The organism is Pleomorphochaeta sp. DL1XJH-081, assembly GCF_049310885.1.
Classification (GTDB): Bacteria; Spirochaetota; Spirochaetia; order Sphaerochaetales; family Sphaerochaetaceae; genus CAYZJV01.
Genome location: NZ_JBMDYO010000001.1, coordinates 773252 through 789859 on the forward strand (window position 1 = coordinate 773252; position 16608 = coordinate 789859).

Here is a 16608-nt window from a genome sequence, read left to right on the forward strand (position 1 = left end):
AATTAATTTAATCATAATAATTAAAAGAACGATATAACTATAATTCGAAGTAATGAAAAAGTTATTTAATGAAACAACTTTTTCATTATGCAAAATCCCCTGTTATCGTATGCTCAGCTGCACAAAAAAATTGATAAAGAAGTGCAAAAGGAGATAATGATGGCAAGGAATCCATTTGAACTGAGTGTAGAAATCAAAGATATGTATGCAGATCGCAACGAACTACATAGTAAAAATACAAAACCAATCAGTATAACAATAATAATTAAGGTGTCTCGATTTGTGGTATCCCATGTAGTGAAGATCGAAGCAACCATACATGGAAACTATCTAGAAACATACTCTCAGAATAAATTGCTCACCTTAAAACCCACTATTAATAACCGTCGTTGACGAGACAATAAAGGGGAAAATTAAAAATAGGAAAGAATCAAAGTTCTGGCTCCCAGTAGTTGGCGCTACCGAGAGCCAAGGAAGGTTGCACGAGGCGAACCCACCCTAAGGATGTCTATAAGATATGGTAAGTTCCCCTTGTTAGCAACCCTCACATCCACGGAGGGAAAAATGATGAAATTGCTAACACTAGACGAAGCTGTAGAACTGCTTCAAGTCAGCAAACCAACATTGTACAGATTCACATCTCAACGAAAAATTCCATTCATCAAAATTGGTGGAAGTATTCGGTTTAACGAAGTGAAGCTGATTCAATGGTTGGAAGAAAAGACAGTCGAACCAGGGGAATCATATGGACGAGAAGCAATATGATTTATTCCCTGAAAAAGAACCTAAGAAGAATATGGAACAAGAGTCGAAAGACTCCACTGGTTTATCTATTGTTCCATATCTCGCCGTTTCGGCAGAAACCGGTAGTAATCTACCTGTCCAAAGCAATCGAGACGAATGGAAAAAACTGTCGAAAGAACAGAAGTATTACGTTCGTAATGAAAACAAATACTCGTATAAAAGATTAGTATCAGACTTCGAAAGAAGAAATGGGTATCCATTGTCATGGCAATGGCACCATATCAAAGATGCCTTCTATCGAGAGCGTGGGGAAATCACCTATAAAATGGAGATAACTCACCATGCCTTGATAGTTAAGAAAAATATATATCTCCCACCTGTAAGGAGATCGCATAACGAGAGGTCGAATATTATTGAATATTCGATGAAAAGTAGAAAAAGATTCTTTGAAGCTTTATTGACTATGGATTGGGTAAATATACCTCAAGACACTATACGAGAACTTACCCTAACCTATCCTTCGATTTATCCGAAGGATGGAAAGATTCTGAAAAGACACTTGGATGCGTATGCCAAACGTTTGAAAAAGTTTGGCAACGCTTATGGAGGAATTGCATTTCCTTGGAAAATGGAATTCCAAAAGAGAGGCGCTCCTCATTTTCATTTGATATTGATCTCAGGAAGTCCAATCCCATTGGAAGAATTACGAGCATGGGCTTTAAAGTCTTGGAATAACCTAGTAGCAAAATGGATCACTACAGAAGAAGATCATTCAGAAGAGGAGAAAAAAATAGCAATAGAGAATCACAGAAGAGCAGGTATTGAAGCGGATATCGTCCGAAAAAATGCTAAAGGCTTAGTCTGTTATGTTGCATGGTACATCGGAAAGAACAAAGGAAAAGCAAAAGAATATCAACACGAAGTACCGAAAGAATACGAAAACGTCGGTCGTTGGTGGGGTTTCTACGGCAAAAATTCTGAACTGCTGAAAATCTATAAAAGAGAGATGGTCATATCAGAAAAGGAATACGAGGAATATAAAGAGAGGATCTTAGAAACATGGAGACAACAGGGAAAGAAATATAAATATAGAGGCAATCAAAGAATGAGCTTATATAGCTTATAAAATAGAGGAAAAGAAGTGAAGGAAAATAATTAAAGTTCGCATAGATTATAAATTATATACCTGTAAAAAATTAAGAATGTTAATCAACTGGATGCATGGTATCATAATATTGGGGGAAAGTCATGCAGATTAATAATCCATTCAGTACTACTAAAAATTACGGAGAAATGCTCAGAAAAATTGCCTGTTACAGTACGGTTGTTGTATTTATACTATTAACAATATTACGATCAATTTTAAATGATACAGACATAATCAATAATCAAATATTCCAGAAGTGGTTAAACGTTAAGATAACGGTTTATTCGATACAACTTTCGGTTATAGACGTTACACTTGCAATTTTTGTAGGGGTAATAACTCGGGTAATTAAGCTTCATGATAGATTATCGACATTACTAAGGATAAGAAAAAGATTTGATATTCAGCAAATACTAAAACCAATTATAAAAGAATGCAGTCCGGAGAATTATCCAGAGAAAAAACAAGGTAAAGCCATTATTGAGAATCGACATAAGCTAATGAGAAAAACATTCTATAAATATGCTTCAGGCAATCCAGAGTATCAACATATAGACCCGCATTTAATTGAAATGGCTTTAGACCAATGGACATATTTTTGGATTCTTGAAGAAGCCATATTCTTTATAACAATAGCAAGTATACCTTTAATAATTTACAAAAAATACTTCGCGCTAGCAATTTTCGTCTTAATAATAATCTTGTTAATAGTGATAATGAAAGCCTCATACCAAAAAAGTAAGATTTATGCAAAAGATGAAGTAGAAGAAATTATCAGTGATATAAATAGAAAGAAAGAAATTTGTAAAGCAATTAATGAAATACTTAATTAATAATAAGATAATTAAATCACATAACACAGCAAAACCGTATATACAAGCATCCAAACTAACAATTGAATATATTAATAGAATCGAGAGTGTTAATACAATTGTAGACTATGGATGCGGAAAACTAAGATATACCTACTATTTAAGAAAAAAGTGCAAGCAATTAATTCTGGTAGATTCAGAAGAGCAACTTGCAAGAAAACAAAAGCTATTTGATAGGGAAATTTCAATCCGTGAATTAGTAAAAAATGATAAAGATATCAAAGTGTTAAATGAACAGGAGTATGCAAAGTCTCAGGATAAATATGATATCATCTTTATTGCTAATGTTCTATCAGCAATTCCAATCTTGGAAGAACGACACAAACTATTAGAAAATGTTAAAAACAGCATCACTCAAAAAGGCTATGCAATATTCATTAGCCAATACACAGATACATACTTTAAAAACATATGCTATATGCAAGGCGCAAAGGAACATTTAGATGGATATTTAGTGAATAAAGGTAAGTGTGCAACATACTATGGTATACTACCACCGGTAAAACTATCCAATATATTAGAGGAAAAAGGATTTAAAATCTTACAATCAAAAATATTAGGTAAGTCAGTATATATTAGAGCAAATTAAAAGAGATGATTGATAACATCAGAATACTTGATTATAGATTTTGATAAAGTATTATACTTTGGATGATCATACCTATCCGTCATAGAATCGGATTTATGTCCAGTCATAGACTGTAACACCTCTTTTGGTAACAAAGGGCGTAGAAGCGTGTTGTATGTGTGTCTGAAGCTATGTATGACAAGGTTTCTATTACCGATTTTAATCTTAGCTCGTTTCAATGCACTTTCAAAATGTCGAGCCATAGTTTTTCTCGTCACTGGTCTAGAACGATCACTTCCAAAGAATATGAGATCATCCATCTGATCGAAAGGTGATTCCTTCAACCAATTCTGTAGATAATCATCAGCCTTTTTAGAAAGTAGGACAACTCTTGAATGTCCTGTTTTCGTAGTACCGAAAGAACCATTATCTTTAACAGCCCTGTCGATACGTAATCCATTACGCTGATCATTCCAAATAATATACTTCCATTGTAAAGCTCTGACTTCGCCAGATCTTACTCCAGTGGTGGCAAGAATGTAAAACAGATAGGCATATTCCTTTCTTCCCCAGATAGAGATCATTTTATTAATATCATCTGGAAATAGCTTTCCCAATTCATCTTTAGTGAATACTCCACGTTCCTTGGAGTTGATAGCTAAAGATTCTACCGTAGCAAGGTAGTTGATAGGAATTACTCGTTCTCTCTCCGCTTCCTTTAAAACTATTCTGAACGTATAGAGAATATGATTCTTTGTCTGGTTGGATAGCTTTGTTTTCGATTTATGATTTGTCAGTCCAATCAGCCAGTTCTCGATCTCTACCCTATTCAATGACTCCAATTTTCGGTTACCGAATTTTGGAATGATATAATTATCGAGATGACTCCTCCTAGAACGAGCAACACTCACTGAGAATGATTTGCCTTTCGCATGTTGTCGTTGTATCCAAGGACAACTCCCCCACTCAAAAAACTTATCTGTATATTTTTTCAAAGTCATCGACTGGGGAGAAAGAGAAGATATGAAATCCTCTGCTACTTGTCGGGCTTCACCTTTCTTGGTTTTACCAGTCGCTTTGTACACTCGTTTACCATCAGCATTGTAATAGCAGAAGTACCAGCTGAATTTCTTGTTGTCAGTAAATCTCTTGTATAGGCTGTATTGTTGTCTCATGTGTCTATTCTGTTGTCAAATCTGTTGTCACGTCAAGCCTAAATGTATAACTAAAAACCCGTGCTACTTGTACACGGGTTTCACAATTCTTTAAATTGTAATGAATTATTAATTAAGCGACTGAGGGGAGTCGAACCCCCGTCACGAGCTTGGGAAGCTCGGGTAATAGCCGTTATACGACAGTCGCATCAATGTATGGGATGATACCCAAAAGAGATCGTTCTTTCAAGTCTCAAGTTCGAACATTACCTTTTGTTTGCACAGTTATTCTGAAACGAATGAATCCATGGAAGGTTGTGCTCACAAAGAATATGGATATATCAGTTTTTTTCTATTGCATCCAAAAGCGTTTCAAGTGAGAATAAAGCCAGTGTAATATTAATTACCAGGAGGATCCTATGAAAAAACTATTGATCATGTTGTTGCTCGCAGCTATGATCGTACCGGCAGTGTTTGCCCAAGGCGGTCAAGAAGAGGCTCCGGCAACCCCAGCTCCCGCTGCGCCAGCAGCTGCACCAGCTGCTCCCGTTGCTGCAGGAAGTGTAAGTGCCTATACCACATTGGAGGAACCGCTTGCAGCGGCATTGTTCGATCTCTTTGAACAAGAGACCGGAATCAAAGTGAATTTTGTCCGTCTATCTGGCGGAGAGGCTGTCGCTCGTCTTGAAGCTGAATCGGCTAATCCCCAGGTCTCAATCTGGGTTGGAGGTGTAGGTCTTGACCACATCACAGCAAAGACGAAAGGCCTGACCACCCCCTATGTTTCACGTTTCGCCAGCAACACACCCACACAGTATCGTGATCCTGAAAATTATTGGATCGGACTTTATGTTGGACCATTGACGATCGTCACAAACCTGGACAGAGCTGCTGAACTGGGTATTGAAGCACCCACTAGTTGGGCAGACCTCATCAAACCTGAATACAAGGGTTTAGTAAGGATGGCCAATCCAAATTCTTCCGGTACAGCTTACAACGTCCTCACCACCATGCGCTATGTAACTGGCGGTGAAGATCAGATGATCGAGTATATGAAGAAGCTCGACAAGAATATTGACCAGTATACTAAGAGTGGGTCTGCTCCTGGCAAGAGTGTCGCGATCGGAGAAATTCCAGTAGCTCTCGGGTACGCCCATGACCAGGTCAAGCTGAAGGATGCAGGTGCGAACATCAAGATCGCGGCGCCTTCAGAAGGTACCGGTTTTGAATTGGCTTCCATGTCTTTGGTAAAGGGTGGTAAGGATGCCGTAAATGCCAAAAAACTCTACGACTGGATCATTTCTTCTCCTGTAGCCCAAAAGAAATTTACCGAATGGTATGTCGTTCTTGTCGCAAAAGATGCGGTGAAACACCCCGAAGCACTCTCAATCAATGAAATCAAGACTGTTGATCAGGACTTCGCATGGGATGGAGATACAGTCAACAAGACCCGTCTGCTTGACAGATGGACCAATGAAATCGGGCAATATCGCTAAACATTCATGACCACAGCATTGTGCTGTATTGGATAGCAGATGTTTACTAAAAAAAGAATCATTCAATTTTGTCTCGTGGCGGTGATTTTCATCGCCGCGGACATTTGGATGTACAACACGCTCACCGATTCGTTCGTATCGTACGTTGAAGAACGTAACTACAACGAGGTGGGCTTGTTTGTACAAACCGCTCCAGAGAATAATGAAGACATACCAAATTGGCTACAGGGAGTATCGTCGATCATTCCCGATGCCCAAGCGATGTATTTTGACTATGATCCCAATCTGTTTACATTTGTCCCTTCCACAGGTGGTTCTCCGATATCCGAGCAACTGTGGAACCAATATGGACAGACTACCGAATTCACAGCTGCCATGGAGAGTGCCTACTATCTCGAGGCAATACAACTGACAACCCGTTATCCTTCAATCATAGACAATGATCAGACTACCGTACGAGTTTTTGTTGCCCCTATCATTGCGGAAAACGGGTATGAGGCAAGTGGTGCTGTCATGATACTGGTTCCAACCAGTGGCGCATCCGGTTACGCCAGACTATTGGGAATCTTCTCTGTTGGGGCTGCAATAGCGTTTCTCGCCGTTGCATTCGTTATCATGTTCACGAGAGATCCAGTTACAGGCTTCATGGTCTTGGGATTGTTCATCATTGTGGGAATATTTGTCGCATTTCCTCTCTTTGAAGCATTGCGACTCTCATTCTTCCGAAATAACCAATTTTCTTTGGATCGGTGGAAAACCGGTCTTTCTCCCTCCTACATAGTCGCTCTTTGGGGATCGCTTCGCCTAGGGGTCTCTACGGCAACGATTTCGACTATCTTGGGATTCATGATTGCTTTCCTTGTTGAAAGGACCTCCTTCAAACAGAAAAAGGTCATTTCAACTTTGGCAACCATGCCTGTCATATCTCCACCTTTTTCCCTCTCCCTCTCCATCATCCTGCTGTTCGGTAACAATGGTCTGATCAGCAAACAACTATTGAATCTGGGAAACGTATCCATCTATGGGCTGGGTGGGTTGACCTTGGTACAAACTATCAGCATGTTCCCTATCGCATTTCTGACCATAAGCGGGGTCCTGAGACAGATCGATTCGACTGTAGAAGATGCCTCACTCGACCTCTCGGCAACCCGCTGGCAGACATTCAAATCGATTACCTTCCCACTTACTGTTCCGGGTATCCTATCGGCTTGGATGCTGGTATTCACCAATTCTCTGGCCGATTTCGCAAATCCATTGCTTTTGGCTGGAAACCTGAGAGTCCTCTCTACAGAGGCCTACATGATGGTTACTGGGCGTATGAATGACCTCGGTGGTGGTGCTGTTCTATCCTTCATGCTATTGATGCCCACCGTCACAGCATTTATGGTACAGCGGTTCTGGGTAAGCAGGAAAAGTTTTGTCACGGTCACTGGAAAACCTTCTACGACGCTCACGGAACTTACCACCGCACCGGTACGGAGGATTTTGACTACGTTGACCTGGGCTGTATTGGGCTTCATCCTGATGCTCTATCTCACTATCATAGCAGGGTGTTTCGTTAGGAACTGGGGCATAGATTACACCTTCACCTTGGAGAATTGGAAAGCAATACCCGATAGTTGGGACTCTCTTACCTCGACGGTGACACTTGCTCTCATCTCTGCTCCTATTGCAGGGCTTATAGCCATGGCGGCAGCCATGCTCATCGTAAGGAAAAAGTTCCCAGGGAAACGATTGCTTGAAGTCTTGATGATGACACCGTATGCGGTTCCGGGAACGTTAATCGGTATTGCATACGTCATCGCATTCAACAAACAGCCACTCCTACTCGTAGGGACCGGTGCCATCATCGTAATTAACTATGTGATCAGAGAGCTTCCGGTCGGGCTGGAGAATGGTATCACGGCTTTGCACCAAATAGACCCATCGATCGAAGAGGCGGCACAAGACTTGGGAGCGGATGTTCCCACGGTATTCAGAACCATCGTATTGCCGCTTGTTCGTCCAGCTTTCATCAGTAGCATGTCTTATACGTTTGTCCGTTCGATGACTGCTGTAAGTGCTATCATATTCTTGATCTCAGCGAAGTGGTATCACCTGACAATAAAGATCCTCAGCTATTCGGAGAATCTCCGCTTCGGTCTTGCGAGTGTTCTCTGTACGGTACTCATCATCATCGTACTTGGCGTTTTTGGACTCCTACAGGTGCTGGTGAAGGACGACAAGTTGACCCAAAAGACTATCTCAACGCGATAAAGGGACCATTATGGAAAAGAAAAGTGTTTCAGTTACATTGAAAAACGTCACCAAGAAATTCAAGGATGTAAAAGGTAAAGCCGATGTCATAGCTGTAAATGGAGCCGAATTCATTGTGGAACCCGGCGAACTGGTGACGCTTTTAGGCCCTTCGGGTTGTGGTAAGACCACGACACTGAGAATGGTCGCTGGATTCGAACTCCCGACAGAAGGGAAGATCCTTATCGGGGATACCGATGTCACCATGCTCCCACCCAATAAACGCGATACCGCGACCATGTTCCAGAGTTACGGTCTGTTTCCCCATATGAGCGTGTTCGATAATGTCGCCTATGGGTTAAAACTGCGCAAGGTAGCCCCAGATGAAATCAAAAAGCGGGTGAATGAATCCTTAGACCTCGTTGGATTGGCAACCTATGGAGATCGTGCTCCCGGTAAGCTTTCGGGAGGGCAGCAACAACGTGTCGCCCTAGCCCGCTCACTTATCGTCACACCATCGGTATTACTCCTTGATGAGCCGTTGTCCAACCTCGATGCACTGCTTCGTGAACAAATGCGCGTAGAGATCAAGAGAATCCAAAAGACTCTGGGAATCACCGCTATCTATGTAACCCACGATCGCGTAGAGGCTATGAGCCTTTCCGACCGTGTCATTGTAATGAAGAATGGATTCATCCGTCAGATCGGAGCTCCGGAACAAATCTACGAACAGCCGGATACCCGATTTGTAGCTGGATTTGTGGGAAAGGCAGCTTTTTTCCCGGTTGAAATCGGCAGCAAGGAAACCGACTATTGGTCATGCAATCTTGATGGAAAAGAGGTCAAAGTCGCCCAAGCTGCCCCAGATGTGAAAACTGGAGACAAAGCTGTATTGATGGCTCGTCCCGAATCCCTACGATTGACTGAAAAAGGGAAAGGACATCTTGATGGAAAAGTTCGTATGAACGTCTATCTCGGCAATAGTCTGGAATCCTTCGTATCGACCGCCTACGGGGAAGTACTTGTGCAGATCGATGATCCCCATTCCAAAAAGGTATTCAAAGAGGGACAGGAGGTCTCTATCGACTTCAGTCCGGATCGGGTAAGGATTCTTGGCGAAGACGAAAACTGACCGTACCCTATTCCGACTTGTTACCCCCAAGGTTTTCCCTTGGGGGTTTTCGTTGACAACTGGAGTTGCGGGGGGTACACTGATTTACAATAAGATAAGTAGGGGGTTTTTATGGCCACTGTAGAGTTGAAAAACATTACAAAGGTGTACGACGGTAATGTCAAAGCCGTCGACAATGTGAACATCGATGTCAAGGACAGGGAATTTGTTGTTCTTGTTGGACCTTCCGGGTGTGGAAAATCGACCACACTCCGTATGGTAGCCGGTCTAGAGGACATCTCAGGCGGCGAGTTGTATATCGATGGCAAACTGGTGAATGATGTCCCACCGAAAGATCGTGACATCGCAATGGTATTCCAGAACTATGCACTGTATCCTCATATGAGCGTCTACGACAACATGGCGTTCGGACTCAAGATCAGAAAGTTTCCCAAAGAGGAGATCGATCAACGTGTACGTGAGGCAGCAAAGATTCTCGACATTGAACAATTGCTTGATAGAAAGCCGAAAGCTCTTTCCGGTGGACAAAGACAGCGTGTAGCCGTAGGTCGAGCTATCGTCCGTAAGCCAAAGGTGTTCCTCTTTGATGAACCACTTTCGAACCTCGATGCCAAATTACGTGTACAGATGCGTGCCGAGATTTCTTCATTGCACAACAGACTCAAGGCCACCATGATCTATGTTACCCACGACCAGATCGAAGCTTTGACTATGGCAGATAAGATCGTTGTCATGAAGTTGGGTATCATACAGCAGATCGGCGGTCCATTGGAGATGTACAATGATCCCAACAACAAGTTTGTCGCAGGGTTCATCGGTAGCCCACCCATGAACTTCATGACGGTAAAAATCGCAGCGGAAGGCAAGCAGCTTTTCGCCGATGAGGGTTCATTCCGCATCAAGCTTACTGAAAAGCATAACAAGCTTTTGGCCGACTATGTCGGAAAGCAGGTGACCTTCGGAATTAGGCCAGAGGATGTGAAGTTCTCCGATGATGCCATTGAAGACACCACAATCAATGGAGAAGTCGGAGTCGTAGAGCCCCTCGGTAGCGAAACCCATATCTATGTGACCGCGGGTAAACATCAGATGATCGGTAAGATTGAACCACATATCGTGCTCAAAGTCGATCAGAAGATTAGCCTTATACCCGATTTGGAAAAGGTTAAATTCTTCGACTATGAAACTGAGTTGGCTATCCGCTAGGTACATTTGATCAAACCACTATGGCTGCCGTAGAAGTCCCGAAGACCAAACGGCAGCCTTTTTTATCACCAGAAACGATATTTGCGGTTCTATAGGCCAATGGAGGTAACTTGATGCAGGATTCACGAAAGGCAATCATCGCTTGGTCATTCTATGATTGGGCAAACAGTGCATTCGCCACTACAGTAATGGCAGGATTCTTCCCAATATTTTTCAGTTCGTATTGGTCGGTTGCCCATAGTGCACAACAGAGTACGTTCTACCTAGGGCTGGCCAATTCCCTTGAGGCTATTCTGGTTGCCATATTGGCTCCTATCCTCGGTTCCATAGCCGATAAGGGAAGCTTCAAGAAACGTTTCCTCATATTCTTCACTTTCCTAGGCTGTGTGATGACCGTTGGTCTTTGGTTCGTACAGGCAGGCATGTGGCCTTTAGCAGTCATCTTCTATATTCTGGCCACCGTGGGCTTCTCAGGTTCACTCATTTTCTACGATGCCCTCTTGCCAGCTGTGGCATCCGAAAAACGGGTCGATTTCGTCTCATCGCTCGGGTATGGGATGGGTTATATTGGAGGGGGAACTCTCTTTTTGATCAACGTACTCATGTATCTGAATCCCTCTTGGTTTGGCTTTGCTGACGAAATTGCGGCAGTTAAGGCTGCATTCGTTTCAGTAGGTATCTGGTGGGCTGTATTCACCATTCCCCTGATTGTATTCGTGAAAGAACCACACTTCGCTCATGCAAAGCGCTCCAAGCGGGCGGTCAGGGATGGACTCCGCCAGTTTGCTGTGACATTCAAGGCTATCCGTGATCTTAAGGTCGTGGGAATTTTCCTTTTGGCCTATTGGTTCTATATCGATGGTGTAGATACGATCATTCGTATGGCGGTAGATTACGGGAGTGCAATCGGGTTCCCTGCGTCTTCACTCATCGTTGCCCTCTTGATAACCCAGTTCGTAGCATTTCCCTCAGCGATTGCATACAATCTACTGGGTAAGCGCATTGGGGTAAAAAAAGCTCTGCTGGTAGCCATAGCAGCCTATTGTTTCATTGCCGTTCTTGGATATTTCATGTCCGAAATCTGGCACTTCTATGCCCTAGCCTGCATCATAGGACTCTTTCAGGGTGGTATCCAAGCACTCAGCCGCAGCTATTACACCCGAATCATTCCAACAGAGTTCTCAGCGGAGTTTTTCGGTTTCTATAATATGCTGGGCAAATTCGCAGCTATCATCGGCCCCGTACTCATTGGTGTGGTAACACTGGTAAGTGGAAGTAATCGACTGGGTATCCTTTCCATCATAATACTCTTCATCATAGGTGGTGTATTGTTATGGAGAGTCGATGAAGCAGAAGGTGCGACAAGCTTAGCATCATTTAGGAGCAGTATGGCGGCCAAGGAGCTGCAAAAGGTCTCAGATTGAAGAATGGGTGTCGGACAATGCCGACACCCATGTGGAATTCCATTCTTTTGGGAACCTACTTCTTGTAGATCTTCCTCTCAGTATAGGTGGTATGCAACAGGTGGTGCGATTTCTCACTGAGTGGTGCTCCCAGATACTCCTTGTAGATCTGCTGGATCTCTGGATTCTGGTGAGAACAACGCACTTCACTGTTGGCGTCATCAGTATAGAGGGCAGCGATCCGCTTCTCCCTGATATCATCGGTAGATGCATAGGGCTGACCACCACCGCTTATACAACCACCGCGGCAAGCCATGACTTCAATGAAGTGGTAAGGGGGTTCCTTTCCTGCATCCCGAGCATCACGGATTTCTTCAAGCAATGTACTGACATTAGCCATACCATGTGCGATAGCAACCTTCAGCTTGGTTCCCTTCACATCAACCTCACCAGAGCGGACACCCTCCATTCCACGGACAGCCTCTACATTGACATCAGCCAAATCTTCACCTGTCATCAGGTTGTATGCAGTACGTAGTGCAGCTTCCATAACTCCACCGGTATTTCCGAAAATCGTTCCTGCTCCAGCGTATGCACCGATCGGGCTATCAGCCTTCTCGTCTTCGAGTTTGGTGAAATCGACACCAGCAGCCTTGATCAAACGGGCAAATTCTCGAGTGGTGAGAACCAAGTCCACGTCGGCATAACCGGAAGCGTACATATTCTCGTCGCGGGAAATCTCAAATTTCTTAGCTGTACAGGGCATAATAGCAATCGAGTAGATCTTGGCAGGATCGACCTTAGCATTTTCTGCATAATAGGTCTTGGTAATAGCTCCCTGCATCATCATTGGGCTTTTAGCCGAAGAAAAATTGGGAATCATGTCCGGATAATACTTTTCCATATAGTCGGTCCACGCTGGACAGCAGCTGGTTATCTGGGGAATGGCTCCCTCTCCAGTAGTAAGCCGTTTGACCAACTCAGAGCCCTCTTCCATTATGGTGAGGTCTGCGGAGAAGTTGGTATCGAAAACCTTGTCTGCTCCTAGACGGCGGAGGGCTGAATAGATTTTACCGGTAGTGATTGTTCCAGCGGGGAGATTGAAGGCCTCTCCCAAGGCAACACGAACAGCCGGTGCAATCTGCACAACCACATGCTTGTCGGGATCCGATACGGCACGAACAAAGTCCCTAGTTTCGTCTTTCTCGAATATTGCTCCCACAGGACAGTGGGCGGAACATTGACCACACTTGATACAAGGGCTATCGTTCAAGGGAAGGCCAGCGGCAGGTGACATGACAGTTTGGTCACCACGGCCGATGAATTCCAATGCATAGACTCCCTGCATTTCCTGACAAACCTGAACACAACGACCACACTTGATACATTTGGTAGGATCGAGAACGATCGATGTGGTAGAGCGATCCTGGGGTAAATCCACCAGACGGACCTCGTAGGGTTGTTCGCGTACGCCGAATTCAGCGGCGAAACGCTGCAACTCACATGTCCCGTTCCTTGCACAGGTAAGACATGAATTGGGGTGGGTAGACATGATCATCTCAATAACCGTCTTTCTGATTTGGTACAATTCGGCATCGTGGGTAATAATCGCCAAATTCTCCTGAACCGGTGCTGCGCAAGCACGCAACAACTTGGGAGAATTCTCCTGTTTCACGACACAAAGGCCACAAGCAGCCCATGCGGGAAGGTCGGGATGGTAGCAAAGGGTGGGAATATTTACATTCGCCTTCTTGGCAGCTGCCAGGATGTTCGATCCCGCTTCAATCTCAACTGGCATGCCGTTTATCGTCATATGAACAGTATTCACTGGTATCCTCCTCAACACGCGAAGTCTTAACGGACTTCGATCGCTCCAAACTTACAGGTCTCATAACACACGCCACATTTGATACAGGCAGCCTGATCAATGACATGGACCTCCCGTCGTTCACCTGAAATAGCCACTACAGGACACTTTCGGGCACAAGCCGTACAACCGATACACTTGTCTGGAAGTATGTGGTAACTAATAAGGCTCTTGCACTTGCCAGCGGGACATTTCTTATCCACAACGTGGGCTACATACTCGTCATGGAAGTAATGGAGTGTGGAAAGAATCGGATTCGGCGCAGTCTGTCCGAGGGCACAGAGTGAAGCCTTCTTCATAGCTTCTCCAATCTCTACCATCTGATCCAGATCATCCATCGTAGCATTACCCTTGGTTATCTTGTCGAGTAGGTTAGCCAACGATCTACCACCGATACGGCAAGGTGAGCACTTTCCACAGGATTCATCGACTGTAAAGTTCAGGTAGAACTTGGCTACATCTACAATACAGTCATCTTCATCCATGACAATCATTCCACCACTACCCATCATGGAACCGAGCTTGGTGAGACTGCCGAAATCGATTGGAGTATCGAGGAAGTCCTTAGTGATTACTCCACCGGAGGGACCTCCAGTTTGTACTGCTTTGAACTCCCTGTCGTTTGCAATACCACCACCGATATCGTAGATGATCTCGCGGAGGGTTGTACCCATGGGAACTTCAACGAGTCCGGAGTTACGGATCTTTCCAGTAAGGGCGAAGACCTTGGTTCCGTGGCTATCGGGAGTACCGATCTGGCTGAACCAATCTCCCCCTTTGAGGATAATCATACAGATATTCGCCCAAGTCTCTACATTGTTGATCACGGTAGGCTTGCCCCAGAGTCCCTTGACTGCTGGGAACGGAGGTCGTGGAACGGGCATTCCGCGCTTACCTTCGATAGATGCAAGGAGTGCTGTCTCTTCTCCACAAACGAAGGCTCCTGCTCCCAGGCGGATCTCGATATCGAAATCGAAACCACTGCCAAGGATATCCTTACCCAGCAGTCCATATTCCCTTGCCTGCTCCATGGCTATCTCTAGCCTTTTTATAGCAAGGGGATACTCGGCTCTAATGTAGATATAACCCTGATTCGCACCGACAGTCTTTCCTGCGATCGCCATTGCCTCCAGAACGGAGTGCGGATCGCCTTCCAGGGTAGAACGGTCCATATAGGCACCGGGGTCACCCTCGTCTGCGTTCACGACTATGAATTTCTGATCCGATACAGCCTGCTTGGTGAAGTTCCACTTCATCCATGTGGGAAATCCTGCACCACCGCGACCGCGGAGACCGGCAATCTTCAACTCATTGATCACATCGTCAGCACTCATATCGAAGAGAACCTTCTCCAATGCAGCATAACCTTCCCTTGCAATATACTCGTCGATATTCTCGGGATCGATAAATCCACAGTTGCGTAAGACGATACGGTACTGTTTCTGGTAGAATTCTATATCCTCGACCTTGGCGTGTTTCTTGTTCCCCTCTTTCACATAGAGAAGCCGTTTTACTTCACGGCCTTTCACGATATGTTCGGCCACCAGTTCTTTGGCATCTTCAGGTTTTACCTGGACATAGAAGGAATCTTCGGGAAGGATCTTTACGATAGGACCTTGTTCACAGAATCCGAAACATCCGGTCTTTACAACCTGGACCTCATCGGAGACGCCTTGTACTTTGAGTTCCGAAACCAAGGCCTCATAAATGTCGTTTGCTTTGCTGGATTCACATGCTGTTCCTCCGCAAACCAAGATGTAGTTTCTAAATGCCATTACTTGCCTCCATCCTTGAGAATATCCGTAGAGGGACGATCGAACACATGGTCTGTAACCATCTTGTTGCGCATGATATGATCTTCAACGATAGTCTTTGCCACAGCAGCGTCGACCTTTCCGTAGATAACAGGGGGCATTCCCGGTGTGAGTACTTCTACAGTGGGTTCCACGTAGCACAATCCCATACAACCGGTCTGTGTTACTGAAACATCTGTGATATTGTGGGCATCCAATTCCTTTAGGAATGCATCAAGAACCGGCTTTGCGCCAGCAGCTATACCACAGGTTCCCATACCGATGATGATCTGAGAATTCTTACCAGCGATATCGCGCTTCTGGATCTCACCTTTCTTGGTGTCCCTAAGCTTCCGTAATTCCTCCAATGTCATCTTAGCCATTGTAGCCTCCTCATCCGGGTCATTTAAATCAACCTCGGTTCCGTATTTCATCCAAAGCAGCCTCTTGGGACTGCAAATATGTTCTCAACAGTTGCATCGCACCGCTCGAATCGAACGATCCCAACAACTCCTCTAACTCTGAACGGTCCAGTTCGAAAGCATCCATATGGCCGTCCAAGTCCAATTTTCTGTGGACAACCAATTGATATGCTCCGGGGAAAGAAACCATCGACAAGAGTGTCGATACCATGTTCCCCTTCGGTGGACAGTCGATATGGTCCAATGGAAAGGTAAACCGTACCGTAGTCCCTTTCCCTAGTTGCGATTCCAAGGAAAAATCTCCCTCGACCGCATCCACCGCCTGAATCAGGAACGGAATCCCCAATCCCACCTTTCTCTTGGCATGCTTTATGCCATCGGTATAGAATGGGTCGGTTACCTTCCGACGGACATCGTCTGCCATCCCTTTACCATTATCCTCCACCGTGAAAGTTATGGTCGTCCTTCTCTCATCGATATCCACTTGAATGGAATCGGCTCCCGATTCCACCGCATTCTGGTAGATATCGGATAAGAAGTCACACAAGGATGCGTGCATGCTACCCCGA

At 44.5% G+C, this 16608-nt stretch carries 14 protein-coding genes and 1 tRNA gene; 9 read left to right on the forward strand and 6 right to left on the reverse strand.

The window, feature by feature from the left end; genetic code table 11:
* Positions 1-567 precede the first annotated feature (567 nt).
* The 4 genes from ACODJP_RS03580 to ACODJP_RS03595 all read left to right on the forward strand — a co-directional run bounded on the left by ACODJP_RS03580 (position 568) and on the right by ACODJP_RS03595 (position 3352).
* Complete coding sequence (locus tag ACODJP_RS03580; RefSeq protein WP_422478543.1) at positions 568-765, forward strand: helix-turn-helix domain-containing protein; 198 nt, start codon at positions 568-570, stop codon at positions 763-765.
* Complete coding sequence (locus tag ACODJP_RS03585; RefSeq protein WP_422478545.1) at positions 746-1870, forward strand: rolling circle replication-associated protein; 1125 nt, start codon at positions 746-748, stop codon at positions 1868-1870. The genes ACODJP_RS03580 and ACODJP_RS03585 overlap by 20 nt, the downstream gene beginning before the upstream one ends.
* A 122-nt stretch (positions 1871-1992) precedes the next feature.
* Entirely contained in the window at positions 1993-2724 is a 732-nt protein-coding gene (locus tag ACODJP_RS03590) for a hypothetical protein (protein ID WP_422478547.1), read from the forward strand.
* Positions 2708-3352: a methyltransferase domain-containing protein gene (locus ACODJP_RS03595; RefSeq protein ID WP_422478549.1), complete on the forward strand. Its 645-nt coding sequence runs from the start codon at positions 2708-2710 to the stop codon at positions 3350-3352. Before ACODJP_RS03590 ends, ACODJP_RS03595 begins: the two co-directional genes overlap by 17 nt.
* On the opposite strand, the gene ACODJP_RS03600 is transcribed toward ACODJP_RS03595, so the two are convergent.
* Together ACODJP_RS03600 and ACODJP_RS03605 are read right to left on the reverse strand one after the other, a co-directional pair.
* On the reverse strand, positions 3349-4506 hold the full coding sequence (locus ACODJP_RS03600) for a tyrosine-type recombinase/integrase (RefSeq protein WP_422478551.1): 1158 nt from the start codon (positions 4504-4506) through the stop codon (positions 3349-3351). The two genes, ACODJP_RS03595 and ACODJP_RS03600, sit on opposite strands and share 4 nt — an antisense overlap.
* Before the next feature lie 115 nt (positions 4507-4621).
* A tRNA-Gly gene (locus tag ACODJP_RS03605) sits at positions 4622-4693 on the reverse strand.
* A gap of 211 nt (positions 4694-4904) precedes the next feature.
* On the opposite strand from ACODJP_RS03605, the gene ACODJP_RS03610 reads away from it, so the two are divergent.
* From ACODJP_RS03610 to ACODJP_RS03630, 5 genes are all read left to right on the forward strand, one after another.
* On the forward strand, positions 4905-5981 hold the full coding sequence (locus ACODJP_RS03610) for an ABC transporter substrate-binding protein (protein ID WP_422478553.1): 1077 nt from the start codon (positions 4905-4907) through the stop codon (positions 5979-5981).
* 39 nt (positions 5982-6020) lie between these two features.
* Entirely contained in the window at positions 6021-8237 is a 2217-nt protein-coding gene (locus tag ACODJP_RS03615; protein WP_422478555.1) for an ABC transporter permease, read from the forward strand.
* A 10-nt stretch (positions 8238-8247) separates the two neighbouring features.
* The gene (locus ACODJP_RS03620; protein ID WP_422478557.1) at positions 8248-9348 is read left to right on the forward strand and encodes an ABC transporter ATP-binding protein; all 1101 of its coding nucleotides are present in this window, start codon (positions 8248-8250) and stop codon (positions 9346-9348) included.
* 111 nt (positions 9349-9459) lie between these two features.
* Positions 9460-10554, forward strand: coding sequence for an ABC transporter ATP-binding protein (locus tag ACODJP_RS03625; protein ID WP_422478559.1), 1095 nt, complete (start codon positions 9460-9462; stop codon positions 10552-10554).
* A gap of 113 nt (positions 10555-10667) precedes the next feature.
* On the forward strand, positions 10668-11978 hold the full coding sequence (locus tag ACODJP_RS03630; RefSeq protein WP_422478561.1) for an MFS transporter: 1311 nt from the start codon (positions 10668-10670) through the stop codon (positions 11976-11978).
* Between the two features lie 55 nt (positions 11979-12033).
* Here the strand turns inward: ACODJP_RS03630 and ACODJP_RS03635 are convergent, their stop codons facing one another.
* The 4 genes from ACODJP_RS03635 to ACODJP_RS03650 are packed head-to-tail and all read right to left on the reverse strand — an operon-like array spanning position 12034 to position 16598.
* On the reverse strand, positions 12034-13770 hold the full coding sequence (locus ACODJP_RS03635; protein WP_422478847.1) for an NADH-dependent [FeFe] hydrogenase, group A6: 1737 nt from the start codon (positions 13768-13770) through the stop codon (positions 12034-12036).
* A 41-nt stretch (positions 13771-13811) separates the two neighbouring features.
* Entirely contained in the window at positions 13812-15599 is a 1788-nt protein-coding gene (locus tag ACODJP_RS03640; RefSeq protein ID WP_422478563.1) for an NADH-ubiquinone oxidoreductase-F iron-sulfur binding region domain-containing protein, read from the reverse strand.
* Complete coding sequence (locus ACODJP_RS03645; protein ID WP_422478565.1) at positions 15599-16000, reverse strand: (2Fe-2S) ferredoxin domain-containing protein; 402 nt, start codon at positions 15998-16000, stop codon at positions 15599-15601. Before ACODJP_RS03645 ends, ACODJP_RS03640 begins: the two co-directional genes overlap by 1 nt.
* A gap of 28 nt (positions 16001-16028) precedes the next feature.
* On the reverse strand, positions 16029-16598 hold the full coding sequence (locus tag ACODJP_RS03650; protein ID WP_422478567.1) for an ATP-binding protein: 570 nt from the start codon (positions 16596-16598) through the stop codon (positions 16029-16031).
* Positions 16599-16608 lie beyond the last annotated feature (10 nt).

Excerpts from the sequence above, each read along its gene's own strand:
- ACODJP_RS03580 (WP_422478543.1), top strand. The coding sequence starts at position 568 with ATGAAATTGCTAACACTAGACGAAGCTGTAGAACTGCTTCAAGTCAGC.
- ACODJP_RS03585 (WP_422478545.1), top strand. The coding sequence starts at position 746 with ATGGACGAGAAGCAATATGATTTATTCCCTGAAAAAGAACCTAAGAAG.
- ACODJP_RS03590 (WP_422478547.1), top strand. The coding sequence starts at position 1,993 with ATGCAGATTAATAATCCATTCAGTACTACTAAAAATTACGGAGAAATG.
- ACODJP_RS03595 (WP_422478549.1), top strand. The coding sequence starts at position 2,708 with ATGAAATACTTAATTAATAATAAGATAATTAAATCACATAACACAGCA.
- ACODJP_RS03600 (WP_422478551.1), bottom strand. The coding sequence starts at position 4,506 with ATGAGACAACAATACAGCCTATACAAGAGATTTACTGACAACAAGAAA.
- ACODJP_RS03610 (WP_422478553.1), top strand. The coding sequence starts at position 4,905 with ATGAAAAAACTATTGATCATGTTGTTGCTCGCAGCTATGATCGTACCG.
- ACODJP_RS03615 (WP_422478555.1), top strand. The coding sequence starts at position 6,021 with ATGTTTACTAAAAAAAGAATCATTCAATTTTGTCTCGTGGCGGTGATT.
- ACODJP_RS03620 (WP_422478557.1), top strand. The coding sequence starts at position 8,248 with ATGGAAAAGAAAAGTGTTTCAGTTACATTGAAAAACGTCACCAAGAAA.
- ACODJP_RS03625 (WP_422478559.1), top strand. The coding sequence starts at position 9,460 with ATGGCCACTGTAGAGTTGAAAAACATTACAAAGGTGTACGACGGTAAT.
- ACODJP_RS03630 (WP_422478561.1), top strand. The coding sequence starts at position 10,668 with ATGCAGGATTCACGAAAGGCAATCATCGCTTGGTCATTCTATGATTGG.
- ACODJP_RS03635 (WP_422478847.1), bottom strand. The coding sequence starts at position 13,770 with ATGACGATAAACGGCATGCCAGTTGAGATTGAAGCGGGATCGAACATC.
- ACODJP_RS03640 (WP_422478563.1), bottom strand. The coding sequence starts at position 15,599 with ATGGCATTTAGAAACTACATCTTGGTTTGCGGAGGAACAGCATGTGAA.
- ACODJP_RS03645 (WP_422478565.1), bottom strand. The coding sequence starts at position 16,000 with ATGGCTAAGATGACATTGGAGGAATTACGGAAGCTTAGGGACACCAAG.
- ACODJP_RS03650 (WP_422478567.1), bottom strand. The coding sequence starts at position 16,598 with ATGCACGCATCCTTGTGTGACTTCTTATCCGATATCTACCAGAATGCG.